This is a genomic window from Draconibacterium sediminis (assembly GCF_000949475.1).
GTDB classification, from domain to species: domain Bacteria; phylum Bacteroidota; class Bacteroidia; order Bacteroidales; family Prolixibacteraceae; genus Draconibacterium; species Draconibacterium sediminis.
Genome location: NZ_JRHC01000003.1, coordinates 425,683 through 451,733, shown reverse-complemented (window position 1 = coordinate 451,733; position 26,051 = coordinate 425,683). Strand labels below are relative to the sequence as shown.

Below are 26,051 nucleotides of genomic sequence, written 5' to 3'. Positions count from 1 at the left end.
TTGAAATCTAATTTTATAATCAGGTAGATATATAAAATAAAGGAAAATCAGCGGTTACCTAAGAATTTCTCAGGATAACCGCTGACTGGAAACTAAAACTAAACTATTAACTTAAACAATTTATGATTAAAAATTCGGACTTAAATCTGCTTCAGATGCAGGTAAACCATAAGTTAAACGAATTTCCTGGAAGCCATGAGGATAGGGATCTTCTCCTTCGGGGAAATAATATTCTCCAGGATTCGTCTTCACTCGCTGACCATAAGCAGTAATAACGTCTACTGCTCTTCCTGTTCTTACCAGATCGAACCAGCGTTTGTTTTCAAATGCCAATTCTACGCGGCGCTCTTTAAATATTGCATCACTTAAATCTCCTGCTGGCTCATTCATCAATCCTGCACGCTCTCGTACTTGCATTAAATAGTCCATAGCTCCAGGTTTCCCTTGTTCATCCAAAACTTCAGCTAATGCCAAAAGAACTTCTGAATAGCGGTAAACCGGCCAGCTCATTCCGTGATTTCCATGTAAAGCATGTGTTTTTGCGTACTTTTTAATGTACGGATAGGTACCATCTTTCCATAATACATTACTTAGTGTTATATAAGCTATGCTTGCATCTTTTCGCAAATCACCCTCTTCGTAGGCTGCAATAATATCAGGCGTTGGAATGTTATTCGCCTCATTTGTTATATTTAAGGGGTTAGAAGTTCCTGTTATTGAGCCAACTTCTTCTGCGGTAATTGGTCTTGGTATCATAGCGTAAAACCAGCTACCATGCAACCCTTCTGAACCTTCTTTATACTGAATTTCGAATAACGATTCCATATTATTTTTATTCGCAGAACTTTCAGAAAATGCCTCGGCATAGCTAGGCATTAGGACATATTCATCACTGTTTACAATTGCCATTAGTTGCGTTTCTGCATCGCTCCATTTTTGCTGTGTCATATAGGCATCGGCCAAAAGCATTCTGGCAGCACCTGAAGTTGCCCTACCCGCCTCCTGTGCAGATTTTACGGGCAGTAGTTGTATCGCTTCTTTGGCATCCAATTCAATTTGTGTGTAAAGAGCTGCCGCATCTGATAATTCCAATGCCGCTTCCTGACGATTAGTTACCGGAACCAGATGCAAAGGAGCTTTTCCAAATAAACGAACCAATTGGAAGTATGAGAAAGCCCTTAAAAAGTGTGCCTGTCCTTTGATATTATCTTTTGCATTTGCGTCAAAATCTGCTTCATCAATCGTATACAATACTTGGTTGCTACGAGCAATAATCTGGAATAAATCGACATAGGCATGTTTTACATATAAATTCGCTGTTACCCCATCGGCAGTAGGAACTGCATGTTGCGCTACATCATGCCATCTTTCGCGGGCTCCGAATTGCGCCAGCCGTTGAAATATTGTGTTATCAGAGTGCATCTCAGTCAGAACCCACATTCCACCCCCTTCATGGTTATTAAGTAAACGCAAGGGAGCATAGGCCCCGTTAATGGCTTGTGTAAAATCGGCCTCCGTTTTATAAAAGGTGGGTACACTTAATGATGTTTCTGGATAGATTGTCAGGAACTCATCACAGCTCGTTGTAAGAAGCCCAATCAACCCGAGCAATATGAATATCTTTTTCATTTTCATTGTTTTTAAATTTAATTTGATTCTATACATAATGAAGGCCATGATTAGAAATTAACATTTACTCCAAAGTTGTAGATACGAGGTACAGGATAGCCTGACCAATCAACTCCCTGGCTTAAATTTCCACCATCGTTTGAGCCACTTCTTCCAACACTAATCTCAGGATTTGGCCCCCCCCAATAATCGGTAAAAATGTAAACGTTTTGTATGGAAGCATAAAAACGTGCTGATTTGAAGATCTTACTTTTGCTATTGTAGGTATAGCCTAATGTAATATTTCGAATATTCAGGTATGATGCATCGGCAATTTCACGATCGTTGTTCCAATCGCGCTCAACACCTGTTACACGGCCGCCACCAACAGTAGTTCCATAAAATCCTTTACCCGGATTCTCTTCCGATCTCCAACGATACTTAACATCATCCACCAAATTAAAAACACCATCGAGATTGGCAGTAGTCACCAAATGACGAACCATAACTTCTGCTCCTTGCGAACCTGTCATTAAAACAGAAAAGTCCCAATTGCCGTAATTTAAGGTATTGGTCATACCATACTCAAAATCAGGAAAAGGATTTCCAATTATAGTACGGTCATCGTTGTCACCACCTTTTGTAATAACCCCATCGTTATTCACATCTACCAATTTGATGCTACCAACTGTAGAACGGCCAGGAACAACAGGCGAATTATCAAGGTCTGCCTGATTCATATAAAGGCCATCGGACTTAAATCCATAGAATTGTCCAAATGGCTCTCCAACTTTGGTAATATGAAAATCGCCATAAACCCTGTCAATTCCTTCAGCCAACGATTTTACTTCATTTCGGTTAAACGAAATATTTGCACTGGTAGTCCATTTTAATTTGCCTGTAGTGTTTATAGACTTTATACCCAATTCGTGTCCCCAAAACGCAATTTCACCAATATTATCGCTAAAATTACTGAAACCAGACTCCCATGGCACCTGCACATTATACAATAAGTTTGTAGTCTTCTTTTTATAATAGTCGTAAACCACTGAAACACGATTGTTATACAAACTTAAATCGAAACCAATGTCAAATTGTTTTGTTGTTTCCCAACCCAAATTTGAATTCGCCATTGAACTTACCGCCGAACCGGCAGCAAAATTATCGTTGAATGCCGCACTAGTCGTATTGTTAATTAAGGCATATTGCGTATAGTTACCAATGTTATTATTACCCGTTACACCATAACTTGCCCTGAGTTTCAACATGGAAACTGCCTCTGCATCAGCCATGAAACTTTCATCCGACGCAATCCACCCCACTGAAACAGAAGGGAAAGTACCCCAGGCATTTTCTGATCCAAAACGCGAAGAACCATCTGAACGAATGGCCGCGGTTAATAAATATTTTCCTTTATAGTTGTAGGTTAACCTTGAGAGGAATGACACCAAACTCCATTCATTAACAATATCCTGTGTTCCAGTGCGGTTAATATTTGTTGCTGTTTGAACAAATGGCAAACGGTCATCCGAGAAATTATCCATATTTAATTGAAAACGGTCTTGTCGGAATTTTTGAATGGTTGCACCACCTAGTAAAGAGAAATTATGATCTCCAACGCTTTTTGTATAAGTTGCTGTATTTTCGTTCAACCACGAAAAATTAGTAAACTCATCTCGTGTTGATCGGGATGTGGTTGGAATCCCCTGATTAATGCGATAAGTGGCAGTTGAAGGATTAAAGAATTTAAATTTAGAGTTTGTAATCTGAGCATTTATGCTCGATTTTAAAGTTAAACCTGCAATAGGCTTGTACTCCAAATATCCTGTGGAAAGTAAATCAAGATCTTTTGTTTCATTTACTAGCTCCTGTGCCGAACGAACCCAGTTAGGGTAGGAAAAAATATTACCAACATCTGCAGGCAATTTGTTATACAGTGTTAATTCTCCGTTGTCGTCATAAATAGGCATCATTGGCCATGTATGTAAGGCGTTAAACAAAATACCTTCATTACGTCCTCCATCTGTACGTGGTGTATCATCCTTAATATATGATGGTGCGAGATTAAAACCAATTGTAACCTTATCCGACACATCGTAGTCCATGTTTAAACGAAGTGAATAGCGTTCATAATCAGAATTAATTACAACACCATCTTGCTTATAAAAACCGGCTACAGCTGCAGTCCTCAATTTATCAGTATTTGATGTAACCGTTAGGTTGTAACTCTGCACAGGAGCTGTTTGTAATAAGGCATCATACCAATCATTGTTTTTTCCTTCGTATATTGATGGGTTCTGGAACATTTCCGGAACATCTTTCCCTGCGTCTTCATAGAATTCCTTTTTAAACTGAGCGAATTCAACTGCGTCCATCATATCAATTCGTCCACGCTCTGGTACTTCCTGAATACCATACGATACATTTAAACTAACGTTGGTTTGACCAGGTTTCCCTTTTTTAGTTGTAATTAAAATTACGCCGTTTGCAGCTCTCGAACCATATAATGATGTTGATGCAGCATCTTTTAATACAGTAATATCCTCAATTTCATCAGGATTTATTTTGTTAATTCCTCCGGTAATCGGGAATCCATCAACCACATATAACGGTTCGCTACCTGCCGCAATTGAGAACTGACCACGGATACGAACATTCATTCCCTCGCCGGGCTTACCAGTGGTTTGTTTAATTTGAACCCCGGCCATTTGGCCTTGGATTTTTTGTGTAACCTGAGAAACCGGCAGATCTTTTAATGTTTCGGCATCAACAGTTTGAACTGAACCACTAACTTCACGTTTTACTTGTGTTCCGTAACCTACTGCCACTACTTCTTCAATACCAATCGCATCGGCTAACATTGTAACCTTAAAATTACGTTGATCACCAACCTCGACTTCTTGTTTAATCATTCCCACAAAAGAGAATACAAGAACGTCTTCTGCTTTAACATTTGTTAAGTTGAACGCTCCATCAAAATCAGTAATTGTACCTTGAGTAGTTCCCCTTAAAACTACTGTAACTCCTGGTAAAGGTTCTCCGGAACTATCCGTTACCTTCCCCGAAATTGCATTTTGCTGTGCAAAAGTTATTATACTACAAAACAATAGTACCATAACGATGCAAAATTTCAAATTGTCTTTTCTTTTCATACGTTTTACTTTCATTAATAATTAAGTTTAATTCAGATTTTATTAGTATCCCTAAAAGATTGAGTTGGTTATAAATGATTTCGTTGGAAAATGATTGTATAAGAACTACACAACCACATCAAGCAAAGCTTGCTGATTATTCTACACATTTTTAAGTTTAATTCTAAATTAGTTTGAGCACGAATCTAATGTGAGTGCTTATTGATTTTTATTAAAAATGTTCATTTCTTTATTCTATTTGCAACATGATTGAACTATTGTGTCACCAATGATACAATAGTTCAACTTCAGCAAAAACACACTAATTTAAAGCACTTTAAAGCACTCTCACTGTCTTCTTTTTGCTATTTTTGATTCAGAAGCATCCTTATTTTTGAACCAGACTTTTTCTTTTATGAAAACTATCTATACCGTCGTATTTGTATTCATATTTTTTCTTGGATATTGCCAGGAATATGCAAATATGACAGATCCCAGATTTCAAAACTTAAATTTTGAAGATGGAATCTCAAATCTATCTGTTCAATCATTTGAACAAGATGAGCAAGGTTATATTTGGATGGCTACTGCACGTGGTTTAAACCGTTATAATGGAGTTTCCTTTGAGCATTTTTTGATCACAAATACTGATAGTTTGCTGTATCACAACAGAACATACAAGCTCTATAAAAACTCGAATGGACAAATATTTTGTGCCACTGCCTATGGAGTAAATATGTTTGATACAAACGTTGATAAGATGTATAACATTAAATCAAATAACGAATGGTTCTCCGACTTTATTGATTTTAATGGTAACACTTACGGAACCAGCGCTTCCGGCGGTCTGTTTATTTACTCGAAAGAAGAGTTTGCATTTACCCCGGTAACACAATTCGATACATCTCTTGAAATTAATAGCCTGATTGCTGATGAAAAAACGGGTTTATGGGGAAAAACAAGAGATAGTAATAACCTTATAAATTTCAATCCTGTTACAGGAGTGTTGCTGCAGTATACTATTGCGGGAGAATATGAACAATACAATTATGGAGATATCTTAAAAACTGATGATATACTTTTAATTGCGAAGAAAAGAATTAGCTCTTTTAGTCTTTCTTCCAGAACTTTCATAAACCTCCCTGATAAATACAAGAAGCTGGAAGAACTTGAAAATTGTGACTTTACTTTTATTGAAAAGATCGACAAAAATGTACTTTGGATTGGTACTCAAAATAATGGATTATTCATTTTTAACACTCAATTAAATCAAATTTCAAACTACAACAAAGCAAACTCCAATCTCCGCTCAAATCATTTAACAACAATTTTTAAAGACAGGGATAATAACATTTGGTTAGGGACATTTGAGCAAGGAGCCGATGTATCCTTTAACCAGCTAAACAATATTAATTATGAAACACAATTAGAAAACCTGACTAAAAATTCGTTCGTCACCAGTATTGCTATCGATAGTGAATCAAACCACTTTATTGGAACTCGTTCTGAAGGTTTATACGTCTATAATAAAAGCTCTAAGCAAAAGAAGAGGCATCTTCATAAAAATAATAGCTTTTTACGAGACAATAATATTCGGACCTTATTTATTGATTCAAGAAATCAACTTTGGATTAGTTCATCTAAATGTCTGCTTAAAACTGATTTGCAGTTTAAGCAAGTAAAAGAAATTGAATTACCCAAACCCAACATGGGAATAGTATCGTTTTGTGAACAAGCTGGAAAAATTATTGCAGGTTCAAGTTTGCAGGGAATTTTCATACTTGACTATGACGGAAAAATATTGGTACAGAATAAGAAGTATAAAAGCGGCATTGTAAAGATTATTCCATTTGGAGACGAAGAGGTTCTACTGTCGTCAATTATAGAAGGAGTTTTTTTATATAATATTAATTCGAATACTTTTAAAAACCTGAACGAGGTTATTTCCACGAACTCAAATACCCTTAATGAGGTGGTTACCATGTTGCTCGATGATGACAGTACCCTCTGGTTAGGAAATTACGACAAGGGGCTTTATAAATATAATTTCATAGATAAAAGCTTTAGCATTTTTAAAGAAATTGATGGACTTCCTAATAATGACATTGTTAGTATTGAAGAAGATAAGGACGGAAATTTATGGTTAGGAACATCTTACGGTCTGTCGCGATTTAATAAAAAGGAAGAATTTGTTAATTTCTTTCAAAATGAGGGACTACAGAACCTGCAGTTTCATCGTAATTCATCTGTAAGAGACAGCAACGGGATCTTGTTTTTTGGTGGCAATAATGGCCTAACATTTTTTGATCCTCAGCTGGTTAACAAATTTGATTACAATAAGGCTCCAAAAATTACCTTAAAGTCGATATCTGTAAAGAACAAAGAAATTAAACCAAACGATGAAACGAAACTTTTAACGCAAGTATTAAACAAAACCGAAAGCATAACCCTAACCCACAAACAAAATATATTTACAATAGCCTACCATGCCTTTGATTATGTTGCCGCAGATAAGATTAAGTATGCCTATTTTCTGGAAGGGTTAGATAAGAACTGGAATTATGTAGGAGTGCGTTCACATGCTAATTTTTCGAACTTGAGTCCGGGCACATATACTTTTAAGGTAAAAGCACAAAACAATACCGGACTTTGGTCGGAAATTAAGACATTAAAAATTATTGTAAAACCCTCTCCCTTTAAAACCCCTCTCGCCTACATCATCTATTTGTTTGTATTAGCCAATATTATTTATTTCAGTTTCAAAATAACCTTAAGGGCTAAAATATACAGAACTAAACTTGAAATTGAGCACAAGGAACGAGTAAGAGAAAATGAAATTGCTCAAATGAAAATGCGTTTTTTTACCAATATTTCACATGAAATCAGAACGCCACTTACCCTTATTAAAGGAAATTTTGATGTGTTATCTAAAAGTTTGAATTCAAGTCAAACAAAATCCGATTCCTTTAAAGGGCTTCAATACAGCACAAACCGTTTACTTACGCTCGTAAATCAGTTACTCTCATTCAAGAGTCTTGAGAACGATGCACTTGAATTAAAAGTCAGAAACGAAGATATCATTTCATTGACGAAAAACTTAATTCAATCGTTTCAGTATGTAGCCTCTATTAGGAATATAAAAATACAGGTAGAATCTGTATTGGATCAACTAATAATACCAGTTGATAAAGACAAATACGAAAAGATATTGAGCAACCTTATAACTAACGCATTGAAACATATAACAGAAAATGGAAAAGTTAGTGTTTGTATTGAGATGCTCGACAGGGAAGAATACTCAACTTATCAAAACTTCAACAAAAGCTTACCAAAAACTCATTTTGTCAAGATTACCACAGTCGACAATGGAACTGGTATAAACCCAACCGATCTACCGTATGTATTTAAGCGCTATAAACAATCAGAGAGCGACAAAAACAAACCTGACTATTCGGGAACAGGAATCGGATTAGATTTTGTAAAAAGATTGGTTGAACTGCACAAAGGGGCAATAATAGCACAAAGTATACCTAATGTAGAAACAAGGTTTTCGTTTATTCTTTCGATTGATGAGAAAGTATATGAAAACGTTTTTTATAAAATGGATGAACCTTATAAGAAAGAAGAGGATTCCTGTGTTTCAACGAAATCTGAAATGAAAGTAATATCAAATACGAACTCGGAGATGATTCTTGTAGTTGAAGATGATCCGGAACTGAATCGTTTTATTTGTTCTTCTTTACACGGCGATTTCAAGGTAATTTCGTGTTATAATGGTAGCGAAGGTTATTCGCTGGCCAAACAGCATTTACCCAGTGTTATTATTTCAGATATTATGATGCCGGAAACAGATGGTTTCGAAATGTGTAAAATGATACGGGACGATGAGAATATCTCGCACATTCCGATAATATTACTTACAGCAAAAACGGACTCGGACAGTACCATTACAGGATACAAATATGGTGCAGACGATTATGTTTCGAAACCCTTTGATTTAGAAGTTCTGAAGGCCCGGATAGTAAATCTTATTGCTCTTCGCAAAAAGCTTCAAAATAGATACAAACAAGGAATTTTTACTGAACCAAGTATTGAAATGTCCAATCCTAACGAATTAAATTTTGTAAAAAAAATAAAGGCGATTGTATCTTCAGAATATCACTCCCCAAAACTAAATGTAAATTTTATGGCAGAACAAATGAATATGAGCCGAACAAACTTTTATCGAAAGTTCATAAACATAATGGATATCTCGCCCAAGGAGTTTATTACCAAATATAGGATTAACAAGGCAATTGAATTAATAAAAGAAGGTAACGAAAATTTTGGTGAGATAAGCTTTATTTGTGGATTTGGCAGTCAAAGCAACTTTTCGGTTCAGTTTAAAAAAGAAAAAGGTGTTAGCCCATTGCAGTTTAAAAAATCACTAATCAGTATAACATCAGAATTGTAATAAAACTGTGTACTAATCAAAGGCCAGTCCCGATTGCCGGCGTATATAAAAATGATCGATGGTTCCTTTTCCTTTTCGTGTAACCAGAAACTCCACCAGCTCGGCTATTTCTTCGGGCTTTATGAGTTCGTCGGTATTAATATCCGGTCGCATTTCGCTCACCATCTCGGTATTTACCCCACCCGGAGAAATCAAATGTACTTTAATGCCATCATTTTGTACTTCTTTAGCTAAAACCTTGGTAAAACCGGCCAGCGCATGTTTCGATGATGCGTATGCAGATTGATTGATATAGCCTTTAAAATCCACTACAGATCCAATATTTATGATTACCGGATTATGGCTTGCTTTTAAAAATGGAACAGCTTCTTTACAAATAAAATAAGGCGCCCTTGCATTAACCTTAAAAAGTAAATCCCACAATTCGACAGAAGTTTCTGAAACGGGCATTGAACCCGCAAGCCCGGCGTTGTTAATCAGTACGTCGAGTTTTCCCAACATACGTATTGTTTCATTTACGACATATGCAGGTGCATTTGATTCGGATAAGTCAGCAGAAGTAATTGCACAGGATACATTTCGTCTTTCAATCTCATCTTTTACCAGGGTTAATTGATCTTTATTCCTACCAACAATCATTATATTGAAACCTAACTCAGCGAGTTTAATAGCAATTACTTTTCCAATGCCTTTTGAAGCGCCAGTTACCAGTGCTACTCTTTTCATTTTTGTTACAAATAAAAAAACCTTGTAAACACCAAACTTCTAAGGGATTTACAAGGTTCTGAAAGTTATTAATTTCTATTTTAACCTAAAAATTTCTTTCTCAAGTCTTCCACCTGCTCATCGTTAATTGGAATTAGCTTTCCAAGCGATGCGCCCATGGTTAATGATTTGGCACTAAATTCGGCTACTTCAAGTTTATCGAAAGTTCCCAGTAATTTATCGCCGGTTACCAATACAGAGTCGTTGTTAATAATTACCGCCGGAGTATTCTCAGATAGAGTGTTCAGAATGACTTCTTCACCTGCAAAATGCGCACCGAATGGCATGTTCGGAATATCTTGTAAGAAAATCCAACTTTCAGGAATGGTGCGCACATCAATTTTTTCGCCGGTAACACTGTAGGCCATTAAATAAGGCGTTTGTGTAAGAATTATTGAATTTACATGTGGAAAACGCTTGTAAATTTCCTGGTGTAACCAGGTTGATCTACTCGGAATTTTTCCCGGTTCGCGTTTACCATCTTTAATTTGCACGATGTCTTCCAATTGAATGTCCCAACGAGCAACATTTGTTGGAGTAATAAGGAAATCATTGTCTTTCCATCGCACCGAAACAGTTCCGTATGAGCTTATCATTAATCCCTGATCGCAGGCACGCAATACAATATTCTTGATTTGCTCACGAATAGCTCTTTCTTCCGAACAGTATTTCACTTCCGTCATTTCAGGAAGCAATCTTGGAATTTGATCCTCAAACTCATCAATTTGTGCATCGGTAAGATAGTTTGGTTTTCCGATGGTGTTGCCATTAATAAGTGTGCGTGCACAAAACTCCATCGTCTCAAATCGTTGATAAGCATCATTTAAGTCTGAACCACCAACTACGGTACCGTGGTTTTCCATAATTACCGCGTTTACTCCTTTCTTAAATTCGTCGGCAATTACTTCACCCAGTTCATCACTACCAGGAATCGCATAAGGTGCGTAACCAATAGGACCACAAACATTTTTTGCCTGTGGAAGTACATTCGTATTTGGTATTTGGCGCACAATACTGAATGAAACCAGTGCAGGTGGATGTGCATGAATTACAGCCTTAATTTCAGGGCGACTTTTATAAATGGCAATGTGAAACGGGTATTCAGAAGAAGGTTTGTGGCGTCCTTCAATCGTTCCGTCCTTGCGAACACAAATCATATCTGTTGGTCGCAAAGTACCTTTATCGATCGCTGATGGAGTTACCCAAACATCACCGTTATCGTCGATAATTGAAATGTTACCACCTGATGTAGTTGTTAATCCACTACGATATATCTTATCAATAATCATTGTAATCTGATCGCGTGGATGCATTAATTTGGTATCTAACTTTTTCATATTATAAAAATTGATTTTTTACTTCCATATTGTGCGTCTGTCTTTGTGCAGACCAGTATATCGCGTTACATTAACTTACTTTAAAGCGAAGTACCTTCTTCTTTCAAATATTCTTCCAAAAGCTAATCAGCAGAATTTGCAATCTGTCTGTAAATTGTTATACTGTTTGATAAAGCAACGGTTTTTCAATTACTCATGGTAAATGATCAAAAAAACGTCCCTATATGTATTCACTCTTTCGCCTTATTCTATTAACCCCAAGTCCAGCTTCGAAACATCGGCATCTGAAAATACATCGGCTATTACCATTGCCGCGCCTAAAGCACTTGAGTTATCAATTTCTGAGATCAATACTTTTTTATCAGGAAAATTTACTTTCAACAAGTGAATAAAAATTGGGTTACGCGCAAATCCTCCTGAGATGTATAGTATTTCTGTTTCATCGTTAACCGGAATTACAAGCTTTATGGCCTGTACACACAGATCTGATAAATCTATCATCAGCTTGGTGTATGCCTCTTCATAATTGGCAAAAATGTTCAAATCAGCTTTTTCCAATCCTTCTTCGAAGCTTTCTTTTCCAGCAGGGAAATAAACCGAAGCAGAATATTTTTCTGTTAAACTACTCAGCAACGCATCGTTCAATTTGACGGTCTTAAACGAATCGCCGGCAACATTAAAATGTTTTGCCAGTTTTTCGGCCCACACTTCATGGAAATGGCCCATAAACAAGCGTGATGATTTAACCTGTTGTTTATTGGGCGTTAAAAAACATAAACAATCTTGCTCCAACTGAGCCGCAGTTAATGGCTCAGTGTTATAAGGATTCATGTTAATACACCATGTTCCTGTTGATACAAGAATAAATTTATCAGCACTGGCTTTTAAATAAGGCGCCAAAGATGCAGAACTATCATGAATACCCACTCCAACACTTAACTCTCTATCGGCAACTGTTACCGGAAAAACCTGATCGTTTGTAATCGGTTCAGGCAAGGCAGTTCCTTTATCACCTAACCACTGATGGTATTTCATTTGGTCGAAATCCCACATAAAGGTATGGCAACCAATTGAAGTGGGTTCCGATGTTATTTTATGGGTTAATGAATAAGATAAGTACTGTGGAAAATGTAGAATTGATTTGGCTTTGCTAAATGTTTCTGCCTTTTCTTGTTTCAGCCATAAAATCTGGATACCTGAGTTCAACAACAATCCAAGAGCCGGACTGGCAGTTTTTCTGCAGAATTCATCTTTGCCACCATATTCAGCAAACAACGTCTCCGAAATTTCAGCAGGAATTTCCTTCAGGTAATTGTACACCGGTGTTAACTGTTTTCCCTGGTCGTCTAAAAACATGAGCGACGCACCATAGGTTGAAAAGTTAACGCCAACAAGATCATACTTTTCGTTAGTAGCTATTTCAGCAAGAGTTTCAGAAATCCAAGTGGTTATCAAATCAATATCATCGCATTCAAATCCATCCTCATCTTCCACCACAGGAAACTTTTCCTCGTGCTGATAAACTACCTTGAAGTTATTATCGAACAACAATATTTTTTTGTTGGTTTTACCAATATCGAAAACTGCTATTACTTCGGTCATTTTATACTCCTTCTAAAAAACAAACCTCCCTTGCCAGGTATCAGATTTTGAATAATCCAGACAAGGGAGGCAATGTTATAATTAACAAATTAAAATATGCCTAACCTCTTTTAGAAAGAACATCTTTTTCGTATTGCTGAATTTCAGCAATGTAATCCATACCTGTTGCAACGCCTTCCTGCAAACAATAGTAATCCCAAACTGCAGCAAACGGCATTGTTTTCAGCTCTTCCAACATGGCTAGACGTTCAAAGTTTTTACCTGCTTCTTCCAATTTTACCAAATCAGAAGTTGGTTCCAGAGCAGCAATAAGGAAAGCTTTCATTGCAGCACGTGTACCTGTTACGTATGCTCCAATACGGTTGATAGAAGCATCGAAGAAGTCTAATCCAATCTTAACTCGGTCAAGGAAATCATTACGGATAATTTCTGAAGCAATCAGCTGTACATCTTCGTTAAGCGTTACAACGTGATCAGAGTCCCAACGAATAGGACGGGTTACGTGTAACAACACTTCGTCGATGAACTGAAGACAAGAAGAAATTTTATCGCCGACCTGCTCGGTTGGGTGGAAGTGACCGTTATCCAAACAAATTAATTTGTTACGGCTAATTGCATAACCAAGGTAGAAATCGTGTGATCCAACAGTCATTGATTCTGCACCAATTCCAAATAATTTACTTTCAACTGCATCTTTCATACACTCTTTTGGATAGTCAATTTCCATTGCTTCATCCAACGATTTTTTCAAAATCGCACGCAACCCGTTACGGTCAATTGGTGTATCTTTTGATCCGTCAGGAATCCAGGTATTGTGTACGCAAGGAGTTCCAAGTTGTTTTCCTATTTCGGCAGAAATTGCACGACAACGTTTTACATGCTCCACCCAGAATTTACGGTTTTCTTCGTTTTTGCTCGACAAGGTAAAACCGTCAGCAGCTTTATCATGAGAGAAACATGATGCATTAAAATCCATGCCAATGCCTTGTGCCTTACACCAGTCAATCCAGCTCTGAAAATGCTTTGGCTCTATCTGATCGCGATCTACTTTTTCACCCTGAAAATCACCGTAAATCGCGTGCAGGTTCAAACGTTGAGTACCTGGCAAAAGCGAAAGTACTTTCTCTAAGTCGGCACGCATTTCAGCAATTGAAGTTGCTTTACCAGGATAGTTGCCTGTTGTTTGAATACCTCCACCGGATAATTCTGCATCGGGTGTCTCAAACCCACCTACATCGTCGGTTTGCCAACAGTGCAACGAAATGTTAACATTTTTCATTTTAGCGATTGCTGCATCTGTATCAACGCCAATTGCAGCATATTGCTCTTTGGCAATTTCGTATGCCTTTTTAATTAACTCACTCATTATAATATTTTTTACTGATTAATTTTTATTGACTGGTTACTCCATGTAGAACACCTCTTCAAGCTGAACAGAAACTGGTGAATTATCCGGATTGGTTTTCATAACATCTTTCATAAAAGCCCACCATTTTTGCACAATTTCGGTTTGCCCTAAATCTTGCGAACCTCCTTTGCCACTGACTTTCTGAAAAGCAAAAAGGATATTGGTTTCTTCATCCAGAAAAATAGAATATTCGCTAACACCGGCATCTTTTAAAAGCTGTTTTAGCTCCGGCCAAATTTCGTTGTGACGCTTTTTGTATTCTGCTTTTTGCCCTTCATTGAGGTACATTTTAAATGCCAATCGTTGCATGGATAAAGAAGTTTAGTTAACAAAATCGGTTTTAGCAATACCCATAATTATTACGGATAACAGAATCAATCCAATTCCCCAATAAATTGTTGCTTTGGTTTTTCCGGAAACTCCAGCCCACTCTTTACGCCAGAAACCCCAAAAGTTAGCTGTGAGAATAATGGTTGACATATGTAAAATCCAGGAACTGGCACCATTACCTATTTTTGTTTCTCCCATTCCATAAAAAAAGAATTGCAAAAACCAGGTAGTTCCGGCCAATGCGCAAAACAGGTAATTCTTTACTAATGGAGTTTTGGTATCGATAAAATCGCGACCTGTTCTATTTTTAAGAATTAATGCAACTGACCATATTATATTGGTTGTTAAACCTCCCCAAAGAATGACCAAAAAGATGATATTGTTTTCGAATAAATATTTGCCATCGCTTACGAAGGCAAAGTTGTTTGAAACGGCAATTTCACGAACGGCTTCGCCCATTTCTTTTCCTGCATCGATTCCGAAACTAAAGAAAGCGCTTAAAATACCAGAGATAACAGCAATAATTAAGCCTGTAGTCAGTTTAAACTCACTGTTTACTCCCTCTTTAACGTTGGCAAGTTCCTTATCTTTCATCAGGCCTGCTTTACCACACAAAACAATTCCAACCATAAGTACCAGTATTCCGAATATAATTATTCGACCACTGGTAGTTGAAAGCATATCGGAAAACGAATCTCCGGCAGGAAGAATTTCGCCAAGATTACCAATGTTACGAAGAATTGGCAAGCCCAAAGAACCAACCAAAGATGTAATTCCGAGTAATACCGAATTACCTAAGGACATACCCAAGTAACGAATTCCCAATCCATAAGTTAGTCCACCAATGCCCCACAATACACCAAGTATATAGGTAAGGCGTATGGTTGATGCGTCGGTTTTTGATAAAATATCTTGCCACCCAGGTGAGGTTAATACCGTTGCGATGTAAGGCATAATCATCCAGGAAAAAAGTCCCCCGACTATCCAGTAAATTTCCCAACGCCATTTTCTGACCAGGTTATACGGCATGTACCAACTACCTGATGAAGCGCCACCTAAAGAGTGAAAAAGAATTCCGAGAATTGCGTTCATATTTCAGAGTTTTAAGTTTTATTGATATTAATTAGGTTTCAAAAATATTGGTAAAAAAAATGGTATACAATAGTTATTTTGGCAGTTTTTTTATATATTTTGACACTCTTTTATGAAAGATTACTTTAAATACCTGACAACCGCTGATGAGGATATTAACTGGGGATTATATCTGAATGTTGCCGGAACCTCGACCATATCAGCCAAAACCCTATACCCACCAACAGAACATCCCTCAGAATATTTCTTCAATTGGGAATCAGGGCGTATTTTACAAGAATATCAGCTGAATTACATTACCGAAGGCACTGGTATATTTGAGAACAAACATGGCAAATTTCAAGTAAAACCGGGTAGTATATTACTAATACTGCCTAACGAGTGGCACCGTTATCGGCCAATACGTACAACAGGATGGACGGAAAATTATATTGGGTTTAATGGCAAAATCGCCAACGAATTGCTGAAAAACAATATCTTTTCACCAGCACAACCTGTAATTAATTGTGGTATAAAAGAAGAAATAATTGACACTTATTTAAAGATTTATGATTTGGTTGAAAAAGAACGCCCGGGATTTCAACAAATTGCATCGGGCATGATAGTAAAACTGCTGGGATACATTGTTTCGTTTGAAAAGCGAAAAGAATTCTCGGGTAAATATATAGCTGAAGTTATTGAAAAGGTGCGCTTCCAAATGCGGCAGAATATTGAAATGGAGTATAATATGGAAACACTGGCACAAGAGTACAACGTTGGCTATTCCTATTTTCGTAAAATGTTTAAAAAATATACTGGTGTTGCACCTGCACAATATCATCTTCAATTGCGAATTATCAGGGCTAAAGAGTTATTGGTATCTACGAATAAATCAATTACAGAAATTTCCTTTCAACTTGGGTTCCAAAATATTTATCACTTTAGTTTGTTATTTAAAAAGAAAACAGGCATGAGTCCTTCTGACTTCAGAAAAGGGCTTAATTGATTTTTTATACCATTTAGGCGACGAACCTTATACTACAGAACAAACAGAAACCTTATCAATGCGCTTGTGATGTCGACCTCACTTGAATTCTATTTCAAAAAAAGTTAGCAAGAATTCTATTCCTTCTTCACGAATTAAAAAGCGCCCGAGAATACATAAAACATTGGTATTGTCGTGTTCTCTTGCTAATTTTGCAATCAATGAAATCCTACACAGCGCTCCAACGAATTCTCTGGTGTTTATTTGCAGTAAACGATACAGTCTACCCGCTGCCAAAAAGCAAAATACCAAATTCTAATTCGCCTCTCTCAATTACATTAGCGAGTGAATGTAAATAATCCGGGAAATCTACTTATTCTAAGGAGTCGGTACCAAAATTTTAATCTCGTAGTTTCGTTTCTCCAGCCAATCTAAAGAGGCAATTCCATTTCATAACCATCGTGGTCATTTGCAATTGCTATCTTCGCAATGTATTGTATATTTATTATTTCGAATAAAACATTCCAAACTTATCACTCAACAACTTCTATTCCAGCTGGTACAGTTAAATCAGATATAATCTTTCCATTTGCCTGTTTTTCGTGTCTAACCTTAATAAGTCCTTGAGGAGTTGGATAGGTACCCTCAACCCATTGCAAATTACCCAAATTGGGTTCAATTGCAATCTTTTTACAACCCGGCTCAAGTACTTTTATACCCAACACATGTTCCGACAACCATGCTGTTGGCCCCGATGCCCAACCATGGCAAAAACTATGGCGTAAACCCTGATAGCAATAATCGCCATAAGTTGCATGTACATCCACCGATCCTTCTTTTGGCATTTCGTCTATCCTGCCAGCATTCTCCATCCATTCAATATTAAAATCTTCCCAAAAGGTCGTGGCCCCCAATTGAAGCATTCCTCCCCAATACGCTTTAATAATCTCTAATGCTCCCGAATAATTATCAGCTTTCGCCATGGCCAACAACATGTAATACCCGTAAAAGGTAGAAAAACGTTGTGCTCCGTCTTTTTCAATTACAGCATTTGCCTCCTTTTCTGAAATAGAATTGGCTAAAGCCAACAGAGCTGCTGCTTGTTTAGAATCAACATGGTCGGGTACCACTTTTTCCATAAGAGCTGCCTTATTTTGGCAAAGCTTCGCCGTTTCATCTTCTTCCAGCTCGAAACTAAGTAACACCCCTGCTTCCAAAGTCATTTTTAGCAGTGCATGGTAGCCCGCATCAATGGCTTCAGGGTATGGACTACTAGGCCAATCCAAAAACCGACGACCTGTTAGCTGCTCTTTTCCATCTTCGCCAACCATAGAAGCGAACTTTTCTAATAAGGCCAATAAATATTCTCTCTGTTGCTTCAGGTATTCTAAATCGCCATTATTCAAATACCAGTCTTTATGAATTATTACCCACCACATGGAATAAGAGGTTATTCCATTCATCCACTCTTCAACCGGCGTAATATCGCGAATTAAATCAAGGCTTTTGGGTACTACTTCGTTGTATCCAAAAACCGAATTTATTGTTTTTATTTCAGGATGTAAATCACCCACCCAAACCAATCGGTCGCGTTTAATTCCATCCCACAAATACTCTTGCATGTTTAAATGAACGGTATAGGCTCCTGTTTGCCATATCCGGTTCAATAGGCTATCGTTGCATGTAAAACTCCCCAGGTAAGGTATATCACGATAAATAAATATGCCATTGAACTCTTTCAGATTTAGCTGAGCATTGTTACTCAACAAATCGATTCGTACAAACCGAAATCCTGTATTTCCAATATCGAGTTTACCCAACCACGGCAGGGTAATTTCAAAATCTCTCATGGCATGTTCATTAGTTGCAGCTCCCGCTTCGGGTATAACTTCCGAAATGGTTTCAGATAGTGACTCTCCAAAACGGAGGTGTACTTTTTCTCCCAGTTTATTGGGAAACATATCGGTTACAATTTGCAGTCCGCCATGTATCTCTTTCCCAAAATCGAAAATTATTGAAGCATGATGCTCTTTTGAATTTTTAAGAATACAGAGATTTGTCTTGGATAAATCGGCTTGTCCATTTCCACTATTCAGCAGGTTTTCTGCGTTTTTGATGTACTCACCGGTAGTATCCGATTTCCAAACAATCGCTGCCGGGGTTATGTAATCTCGTACTCTTGAATCTCTGTAAACAAGTTTTGAGTTAACATTGCTCTGTGCCTTCAATTCAACGAAAGCAAAACAAACCAAATAAATAAATACAATCAATCTTATCATTTACTAATCTTTTTTTTGCAGAAATAAATAACTACTTATTATAAAAACACTCGTTCAACTTCTTACAGTTTTCAAAAATCGTTATTTCCCTAATAAGGTTTTATCTAAAATGTCCCAATCTTTTATAATATCGTTCAATTTCTGGCTATCTCTATAGAAAATCAGGTAGTACTTACTCTCAAACGCAATATCAAAAATAAGAGGATCACTTAACTTATTTAAGGCACAAAACTAGTTTTTCGGGGGGGGATGCTCGTGTTTTTTGCATGAGCTAAATACCACCGTTAGTATCAGCAACGTGCGCAAGTATTTCGCTGTTATCTTCATTTTATTAAACTATTTGTTTTCGAGCATTTTGTAGTTAATGCAGTAATAGATACTATTTTATTTCAAAAGTTTTATACGGGCTAACAACTGTTTTAACATCGTTTACGCTGGCAATGTGATAATCTTCACGAAATTCTTTTCTACCAAAATACCCAAACTTTTCAAGGTAATATTCGCGCGGATGAATTTCCTCCTCACCTATTCGTTTCAATTCTTCAATCAATTGTTTTTCAAGCTTTTGTTGAACTTCCTTATACTCCGGTTGATTTACCAGATTATTCATTTGATAGAAATCGTTTTTATCGTCGAAAAGCATGGAAGGACCATCAGGTGTTTGTACATAGGTGTACTGGTTGGTACGTACAGCACGGTATTCGTCTGTTGGAAATGCGATACCAAACGGGCTTAAATTCATGTATAAAGCGGCTCTTTCTTTGTCTTGTTCCGGAGACTTAAATATCGACGACAAGTCATAGCCTTCAATGGTCTCAGGGATATCGATATTACACAAAGCAAGCAAAGAAGGTAGGATATCGGGTGTGGTAATGGCTGCTTCAGCAACTTTCCCTGCATTGTTTCCCATATTGGGGTACGCCACTAAGAATGGCACGTTGGCTGATTCGGAAAAAGGCTGGTGTTTCATGTATGGTCGGAAATCGTGTCCCCCCATCATTTCGCCATGATCGGATGTAAAAACAATTATCGAATTGTCATAAATTCCCAGTTCTTTAACTTTATTAATGATATCGCCTATAGCTTTGTCGGTTGCTGTACAATGCGCGTAATACCCCTGTAGTTCTTTTAGTGCTTCCTCTTTCCAATTTTCAGGAACGTTAGGTGGCAGGCTAAGTTTTTCCGGCGGATACAAAGCTTTCAATTCTTCAGGAGCAGTTTGATGCGGGAAATGGGGTGTTCCGAGCGAAACAAATAAACAAAACGGATTGTCATTTTTCACCACATTCTCCATGTAATTATTCGCCTCATCGGCTATGGCATAGGTAGAATAGCCTTCCCAATGTTTTTTATCGGGGTTATCGTTATCAAAATAATGCTCATTCACATAATTATGGTCACATTCCGATCCTTTCCAAAATGTCCATCCCTGACGACGTTCCGGGGCAACATTACTTCCTCTTCCATGGCCGTCAAGATGCCACTTTCCCAGGTAAGCAGTGTTGTAACCTGCGGCGTTAAAAATTTCGGCAAAACACAATTCTTCCGAAGGCAAGTAGAGGTCGTTTATGAACATCCCGGTAGAGGAAGGATAACGCCCGGTCATTAACGATGCCCGGTAAGGAGTACAAACCGGAGTTACCGAAACCGTATTTTTAAAGTTTACGGCGGCCTTTGTAAATTCGTCTAAATGCGGCGTTTGCACCATATCATCGCCGGCATAACCCAACGATGATGCCCGCCATTGGTCGGTTAGGATAAATACGACATAGGGTTTGGGTGTTTGTTCATTTTTATTGCATGAACTGAATGCTATAAGCCCAATTATTAGGGCAAGTAAATAATTCGTTGTCATAGTTTTAAGGTTCAATTTTTGTTAGATACATGAAAATCATAAAGTTTTAATCGTTGTCTGGAGCATATATAAGCACATCGTAAGGCTTAAATTTGTCATAGCCATTGAGTCCATCCGGGAGAATTTTTTCCTCAAGCATCAATTCGCTTTTACTAACCATTGGCAAAGCCAGATTTACCAATTGTTTTTTGGCTCCTCCTCCGGTTATTTGTTTCCATTTCCAGTTAGCTTCTCCTTTAAAATAAGGAATTACAAAATCAAAGGCCTTTTTTATACTAGCTCCATTCTCACTTTGATAGTCCCATAAATCTACACGGGTAAAACGACGCCCCAAGTCTGCAATTCTTGCTAAAGCCCACAAGTTATTGACTGTATAGTTAACCGATTTTGTCCGAGCCAGCTCGTGGGGTTGACCCCCATCCTGATCGATCTGCGTAGCAATACGCGTAAGTTTGACTTCTTCAAGCTTAGCCTCAGCTTCTTCAAGTTTTCCCAAATAAATCATAAGTCCAATCAGCTGATAGTCGTAGTTAGTGGCATGGTTGTTACTTCTGGTACTCTCAAGAATTCCGAATTCACTTTCGGTTAACCATTTGTAATAGTCATTCAACCATTTCTCCATTACAATACTATCATTAGCACTCCACAAATTGCTCTTCTCCAATAATTGAATGGTTGTTATAACCTTGCCAAGATCGGTCCAATCGATGATGGCAAAATTGGTTCCGGAAACTTTTCCGGGAATAGCTTTTCCGTAATCAACATTGGGATTTACTTTTGTATTTTCATCGATAAACCAAACGCGAACAATCTTTCTGGCCTTTAAAATGTATTTTTCATCTCCCGAAAAATAGTAGGCCAAATTCAGCGTATTTAATGATGAGAATAATTCCTTCAATCGCGTCCAATCGGTTTCTGGTCCTTGGTTTATTGGATTGAACTCTCCGTCTTTATAAATCCATGGCAAACCATCCTCTTTACTGGAATCAGGCCAATAGTATGATCCCAGCGTATAATAGTCGTGTATATCGCCACTGGCTGGCAACACAGTTTTGTTGGTAACCGGATCGATCTTCTTTTTTAGTTCGTTATTGGCAAGAACGATTATACTCTCATATGCTTTTGTATATAAAGAATCTCCCACCCCGATCTTCTGCCTGGCTAATTCCAAGCGCTCCACATTTAAATAAATCAATTTTTGACATGTCATTCGAACAGCTTCTGAAGCCATCATTCGGGAACTACCATGTTCCGGGCTTACATCATCACTTACAAAGGTCCAGCTAAAACATGGTTCTGCAGTAGTGATTCCTGCCGGCATAATATTCAGCTCACACTTCAGGTCCTTAACATCAACAGCCTGGGCAACTGTGCACCAACACACTAAACAAATAAGTATAATCTTCTTCATTCTTCTATTTATCACGGGTTAATTCAAAATGCTGTTCCAGATTCATTTCCGGAACCATACAAGCCATGGTAGCCAATTTTGCCATCATAATGTCCGTCATCTCAGCCTTTATCATTTCGATGGTTTTATCTTCGTACAAATTGCTCCATTCTTTGGGATCGTTTCGTAGGTCGTAAAATTCGCCACCAATAATATCAGCTTTTGTATATGTTGAAGCATTCTCCTTTCGGGTGAAACACAATATCAACTTATGGTTTTCAGTGCGCACCATAAACGATGCTTCATCCTCTCGTTCGTGCAAGGCGCAAAACGAAGCTTCGCGTGTTTGTTCTTTATTTAAAAGATTTATTCCAACTGCTTTTTCAGGAACTTGTATACCAGCAGCTTTTAATAAGGTAGGATAAACATCAACCAGTTCTGCCGGACGAGTATCCTCTTTTCCTTTCCATTCAATAGGCAGGGCAGAACCCGAGATGATTATGGGCACACGAACACTGGCATCATACAAGCAATACTTATTAAAACGATAATACCTCTCGCCCAGCATCTCGCCATGGTCGGAAACATAAATGATAATTGAGTTTTCAAGCAAACCTTTTTCTTCCAAGGCTTTCAGCGTTCTGCCAAACATATCATCAATCCAGGTGCAGTTGGCATAATAACGCATGGTCATTTCTTTCCATTGCTCCTCGCTGGCATCTTTCCAAAAGCCTTCGTACATTTCGCGGCGGTTTACCCCTTCGGCATGTGGCGAATTATCTTTTTCCCATGGTGGTTGCTCTGCATACTTTGTTTCATCAAGATTATAACTGTCTTCAAATCCTTCCGGGACATTATGACCGGCATGTGGTTTTAAAAACGACAGATATAAAAACAGGGGGCGTTCATCTTCCCTTCCTTTTATATATTCCAGGCATTTTTCTGTTACCCATCCATCGCGGTGGTCTTGTTCTGGAAGTTTACTGGTTTCGCCTATATAACCCGAGGGATCTTCTTCTCCAGGACCATAGCCAATTGTTTCATCTAAATACCGTTGCTTGGCTTCAGGATTAAGATCTTTCATCATTATGGCACCTTCCTCAAAAACTTCGGCTGCGTATCGTGTTTCAAAACCACGTGTATTACAAGTAACTCCCCAATGCGTTTTGCCAAATCCTGCAGTTTCGTAACCTGCATTAGCAAATACTTGTGCCAGTGGTGGTATCGGAAGTTTATCATCGGGAATTCCTCGTCCATTTCGTAATACTCCGGTTTGGTTGGCATACAATCCAAACATCATGGAGTTTCGGCTGGCAATGCACATGGGTGCCTGGCAAACCGCTTCCGTAAAACGCACACCATTTTTTGCCAGTTCATCTAAATTAGGTGTTACTACCACACTTTTTTCAACTCCCAGGGCATCCCAGCGGTGCTGGTCGTCCATTAGGAAAATTATATTTGGGCGTTCCTTTGTTTTTGTCTCAACTTTTGAGGAACATGCACTAAGAAGTAATAAAATTCCAAGCAACAGAAAAGTTAGGATTCTATAAGCTTTTGTAATCATATTATTATTGCGTTAGATTTGTTTTTAGTTCGTTTCAAAAATAGTGTAAGGGCAGATACATTTTTTTCGACAATGTGTTAATTCTTTCAATATTGTGCCATAGTTTCATTTTAAAAATGATTTTTCCAACATAACATCTGTAAGCACCAAAGGCTGGCTGCTCCCTTTTATTGAATTACCTCCTCTAACTCTAAACCAAATACAGATAGAAGCTCACTTGCCTGGTCGGGAACTATTACCGATACAGATTTTTGTTGCTGTGACGCCTTATGTGAGGTTGCCCCTATTTTCGAAATATTTGATGAAGCTATTGCTAGAATATACATATACGTGACATGGATGAATAATACTTTTGTTGACTCCATTGATTTCCTCCGTAAAATTCATTGATTTCATGAATAAAAGTTTTTCATTTATTGCATAAAATTGAGGTTTGACATTTAAGTTTGAATTTATTTTTGGGAGGAGGCCGGACAATTCCCACATAGAAAGTTTATACCATAGGCTTTAATTGTTTTTGTTGTTCTTATAATCAGCATTAAAACTATGGTTTTATCTTTCCTTTTCAGTTTAATAAATGTGCTATTTATAGTAATATTGAATCAGTTCTGAACTCATGTCCCATCAAGACGTAATAGTTCAATAAAGATTATTCTGGAGGATTGATTTTAACATTCCATTTTATCCAATTTTAGGAATCTACTGCCTGTGAATCACGTATCGAATTTATTCAGTATTTTATGTTTATTTACCTTTAAAAATTGCACCATTTTATCAGTATCATTTGTGTATGAATGTATTTGTGCGTTTCATCCGTTAATCTGTAAATAACTTATTTCTTAGCAGGCAATTTTTACAACTTTTATCTGCATTAAATGTCCCAATTTCTCAATCTTATCGGAAATATGCCCAACGCCAATGGCACAATGGTGTGCAGGACCTTGTTTCGACCATTCATTCATAAACTCTTTAGCTCCAATGGAGAAGCGGTAACGGCTGTTGGTATTTCCGATTTGCAGGATTGGTCCTTCAACCGATTCTCCTTCTGCCACCAACAAAAACACTTCGTCTTTTCCTTCAACAACTGAAAGAATAGTTACCGGTCCGTGTTTTACCGTCATTTGTATGGATAAACCTTTACCTGGCTTGCCATGATAAATGGGCAGTGGCACCAACTGAACATTCCCTTCGGCAATGGCAAAATGGGCAGGTCCATCATGACCCAACATTACAATATCATCGTTAAAATCCATAGCATAGAATTCAGAGAATGAACCACCTACACCAAAGGAATCCATGATTTTCATAGCCTGTGCATTTTTTACTTCGCACTCGCCTGCAACCGGAATATTTTTACCCGTAAGTAAAGTATTTCCTGCAATTACCGATGTTACAATATTTTCGTATTCACTGCCTGCTTCCCCTTCGTAATAGTACGCCATAGAACCCAGCCTGTGCGCTTCCACTAATTTATCTAATGCAACAGAAGTGCGGGCTGCACGCACAATTTCCTCTTGCTCGCAGGTATCCAACACTTCAAAGGTGTTATGAAACTCTTTAATTTTATCATCAATTTCGACCTCTGTAGCTTCATCGCGGTATTTTTTCACCTCGCACATTTCAACCAGTTCTATATGGGTGCCAAAAGTAGAGGCTTGTTTGGTAAGGTCAGTATATACATCCAGCATTCCACAGTAGTAATGCCCTAAAACTCCAAGTCGGTTATTGCGCATTGTGGCGGCTACACTAGCGGCTTCAATCCAGCCTTTCATATCGTCCCAAACTGCTTGTTCGCCTATATATCCAGTTATTATTTCGTAGCTAATTCCGGCACGGTTCAAAACATTGGTAATTTCGGGTACCGAACAGGCCTGGCAATGCGCCAACCACTCGCCAGTCATTTTTCCCCGATCGCCTAATTTGTTAAAGTTTTCGTAATCGATAGCCGCCACAGGCTGAATATTCAGAATAACGATGGGGCACTTTAACTTTTGGGCCACGGGCAAAACCGTCGATGAAAGCGCATAGGTAGAAACATAAAGAAACACTATTTCCACATCGCTGGTTTTTAAATAATCGCCTGCTTCACGTGCTTTTTCTGGTGAATCTACCAAACCAGCATCCACGACCTCAACGCCAAAACTTTGTATTTTTTCTGCAATTTGTTTTTGGTAACCCACCAGCCTGTCCAACAAGCCGTCAAACTGATCCCAATACGTGTCCAGTCCTATTCCAAATAGTCCTACTTTTGTCATGTTTTTATTTTATTTAAG

General features: G+C 37.9%; 16 protein-coding genes. 2 read left to right on the top strand and 14 right to left on the bottom strand.

Annotated elements, in window-relative coordinates; all coding sequences use genetic code 11:
• Nucleotides 1-126: 126 nt before the first annotated feature.
• Together LH29_RS14255 and LH29_RS14250 are read right to left on the bottom strand one after the other, a co-directional pair.
• A complete protein-coding gene (locus LH29_RS14255; RefSeq protein ID WP_198152456.1) occupies nucleotides 127-1,629 on the bottom strand; it encodes a RagB/SusD family nutrient uptake outer membrane protein in 1,503 nt (500 codons plus the stop codon).
• Between the two features lie 50 nt (nucleotides 1,630-1,679).
• A complete protein-coding gene (locus tag LH29_RS14250) occupies nucleotides 1,680-4,775 on the bottom strand; it encodes a SusC/RagA family TonB-linked outer membrane protein (RefSeq protein WP_045030898.1) in 3,096 nt (1,031 codons plus the stop codon).
• A 379-nt stretch (nucleotides 4,776-5,154) separates the two neighbouring features.
• Between LH29_RS14250 and LH29_RS14245 the strand changes: the two genes are divergently transcribed.
• Nucleotides 5,155-9,192 (top strand): hybrid sensor histidine kinase/response regulator transcription factor, encoded by a 4,038-nt coding sequence (locus LH29_RS14245; protein ID WP_082063714.1) that lies wholly within the window; start codon nucleotides 5,155-5,157, stop codon nucleotides 9,190-9,192.
• 12 nt (nucleotides 9,193-9,204) lie between these two features.
• On the opposite strand, the gene LH29_RS14240 is transcribed toward LH29_RS14245, so the two are convergent.
• From LH29_RS14240 to LH29_RS14215, 6 genes are all read right to left on the bottom strand, one after another.
• Nucleotides 9,205-9,918, bottom strand: a complete 714-nt coding sequence (locus tag LH29_RS14240) for an SDR family NAD(P)-dependent oxidoreductase (RefSeq protein WP_045030896.1) — start codon at nucleotides 9,916-9,918, stop codon at nucleotides 9,205-9,207.
• A gap of 80 nt (nucleotides 9,919-9,998) precedes the next feature.
• Nucleotides 9,999-11,294, bottom strand: a complete 1,296-nt coding sequence (locus LH29_RS14235; RefSeq protein WP_045030894.1) for a class II aldolase/adducin family protein — start codon at nucleotides 11,292-11,294, stop codon at nucleotides 9,999-10,001.
• Between the two features lie 243 nt (nucleotides 11,295-11,537).
• Entirely contained in the window at nucleotides 11,538-12,896 is a 1,359-nt protein-coding gene (locus LH29_RS14230) for an FGGY-family carbohydrate kinase (protein WP_045030893.1), read from the bottom strand.
• Nucleotides 12,897-12,996: 100 nt separating this feature from the next.
• Nucleotides 12,997-14,262, bottom strand: a complete 1,266-nt coding sequence (locus tag LH29_RS14225; protein ID WP_198152455.1) for an L-rhamnose isomerase — start codon at nucleotides 14,260-14,262, stop codon at nucleotides 12,997-12,999.
• A 36-nt stretch (nucleotides 14,263-14,298) separates the two neighbouring features.
• Nucleotides 14,299-14,613, bottom strand: a complete 315-nt coding sequence (gene rhaM, locus LH29_RS14220; RefSeq protein WP_045030889.1) for an L-rhamnose mutarotase — start codon at nucleotides 14,611-14,613, stop codon at nucleotides 14,299-14,301.
• A gap of 12 nt (nucleotides 14,614-14,625) precedes the next feature.
• A complete protein-coding gene (locus LH29_RS14215; protein ID WP_045030888.1) occupies nucleotides 14,626-15,726 on the bottom strand; it encodes an L-rhamnose/proton symporter RhaT in 1,101 nt (366 codons plus the stop codon).
• Nucleotides 15,727-15,838: 112 nt separating this feature from the next.
• Between LH29_RS14215 and LH29_RS14210 the strand changes: the two genes are divergently transcribed.
• A complete protein-coding gene (locus LH29_RS14210) occupies nucleotides 15,839-16,711 on the top strand; it encodes an AraC family transcriptional regulator (protein WP_045030887.1) in 873 nt (290 codons plus the stop codon).
• 78 nt (nucleotides 16,712-16,789) lie between these two features.
• Here the strand turns inward: LH29_RS14210 and LH29_RS25130 are convergent, their stop codons facing one another.
• The 6 genes from LH29_RS25130 to LH29_RS14180 all read right to left on the bottom strand — a co-directional run bounded on the left by LH29_RS25130 (nucleotide 16,790) and on the right by LH29_RS14180 (nucleotide 26,033).
• Complete coding sequence (locus tag LH29_RS25130; protein ID WP_198152454.1) at nucleotides 16,790-16,987, bottom strand: RpiB/LacA/LacB family sugar-phosphate isomerase; 198 nt, start codon at nucleotides 16,985-16,987, stop codon at nucleotides 16,790-16,792.
• Between the two features lie 236 nt (nucleotides 16,988-17,223).
• Entirely contained in the window at nucleotides 17,224-18,969 is a 1,746-nt protein-coding gene (locus LH29_RS14205; RefSeq protein ID WP_045030886.1) for an alpha-L-rhamnosidase-related protein, read from the bottom strand.
• A gap of 379 nt (nucleotides 18,970-19,348) precedes the next feature.
• Nucleotides 19,349-20,824, bottom strand: coding sequence for a sulfatase family protein (locus LH29_RS14200; RefSeq protein ID WP_052670956.1), 1,476 nt, complete (start codon nucleotides 20,822-20,824; stop codon nucleotides 19,349-19,351).
• Nucleotides 20,825-20,870: 46 nt separating this feature from the next.
• The gene (locus LH29_RS14195) at nucleotides 20,871-22,235 is read right to left on the bottom strand and encodes an alginate lyase family protein (protein ID WP_052670954.1); all 1,365 of its coding nucleotides are present in this window, start codon (nucleotides 22,233-22,235) and stop codon (nucleotides 20,871-20,873) included.
• A 4-nt stretch (nucleotides 22,236-22,239) separates the two neighbouring features.
• A complete protein-coding gene (locus tag LH29_RS14190; protein WP_052670952.1) occupies nucleotides 22,240-23,778 on the bottom strand; it encodes a sulfatase family protein in 1,539 nt (512 codons plus the stop codon).
• Nucleotides 23,779-24,617: 839 nt separating this feature from the next.
• Nucleotides 24,618-26,033, bottom strand: coding sequence for an L-fucose/L-arabinose isomerase family protein (locus LH29_RS14180; RefSeq protein ID WP_045030883.1), 1,416 nt, complete (start codon nucleotides 26,031-26,033; stop codon nucleotides 24,618-24,620).
• Between the last annotated feature and the right edge of the window lie 18 nt (nucleotides 26,034-26,051).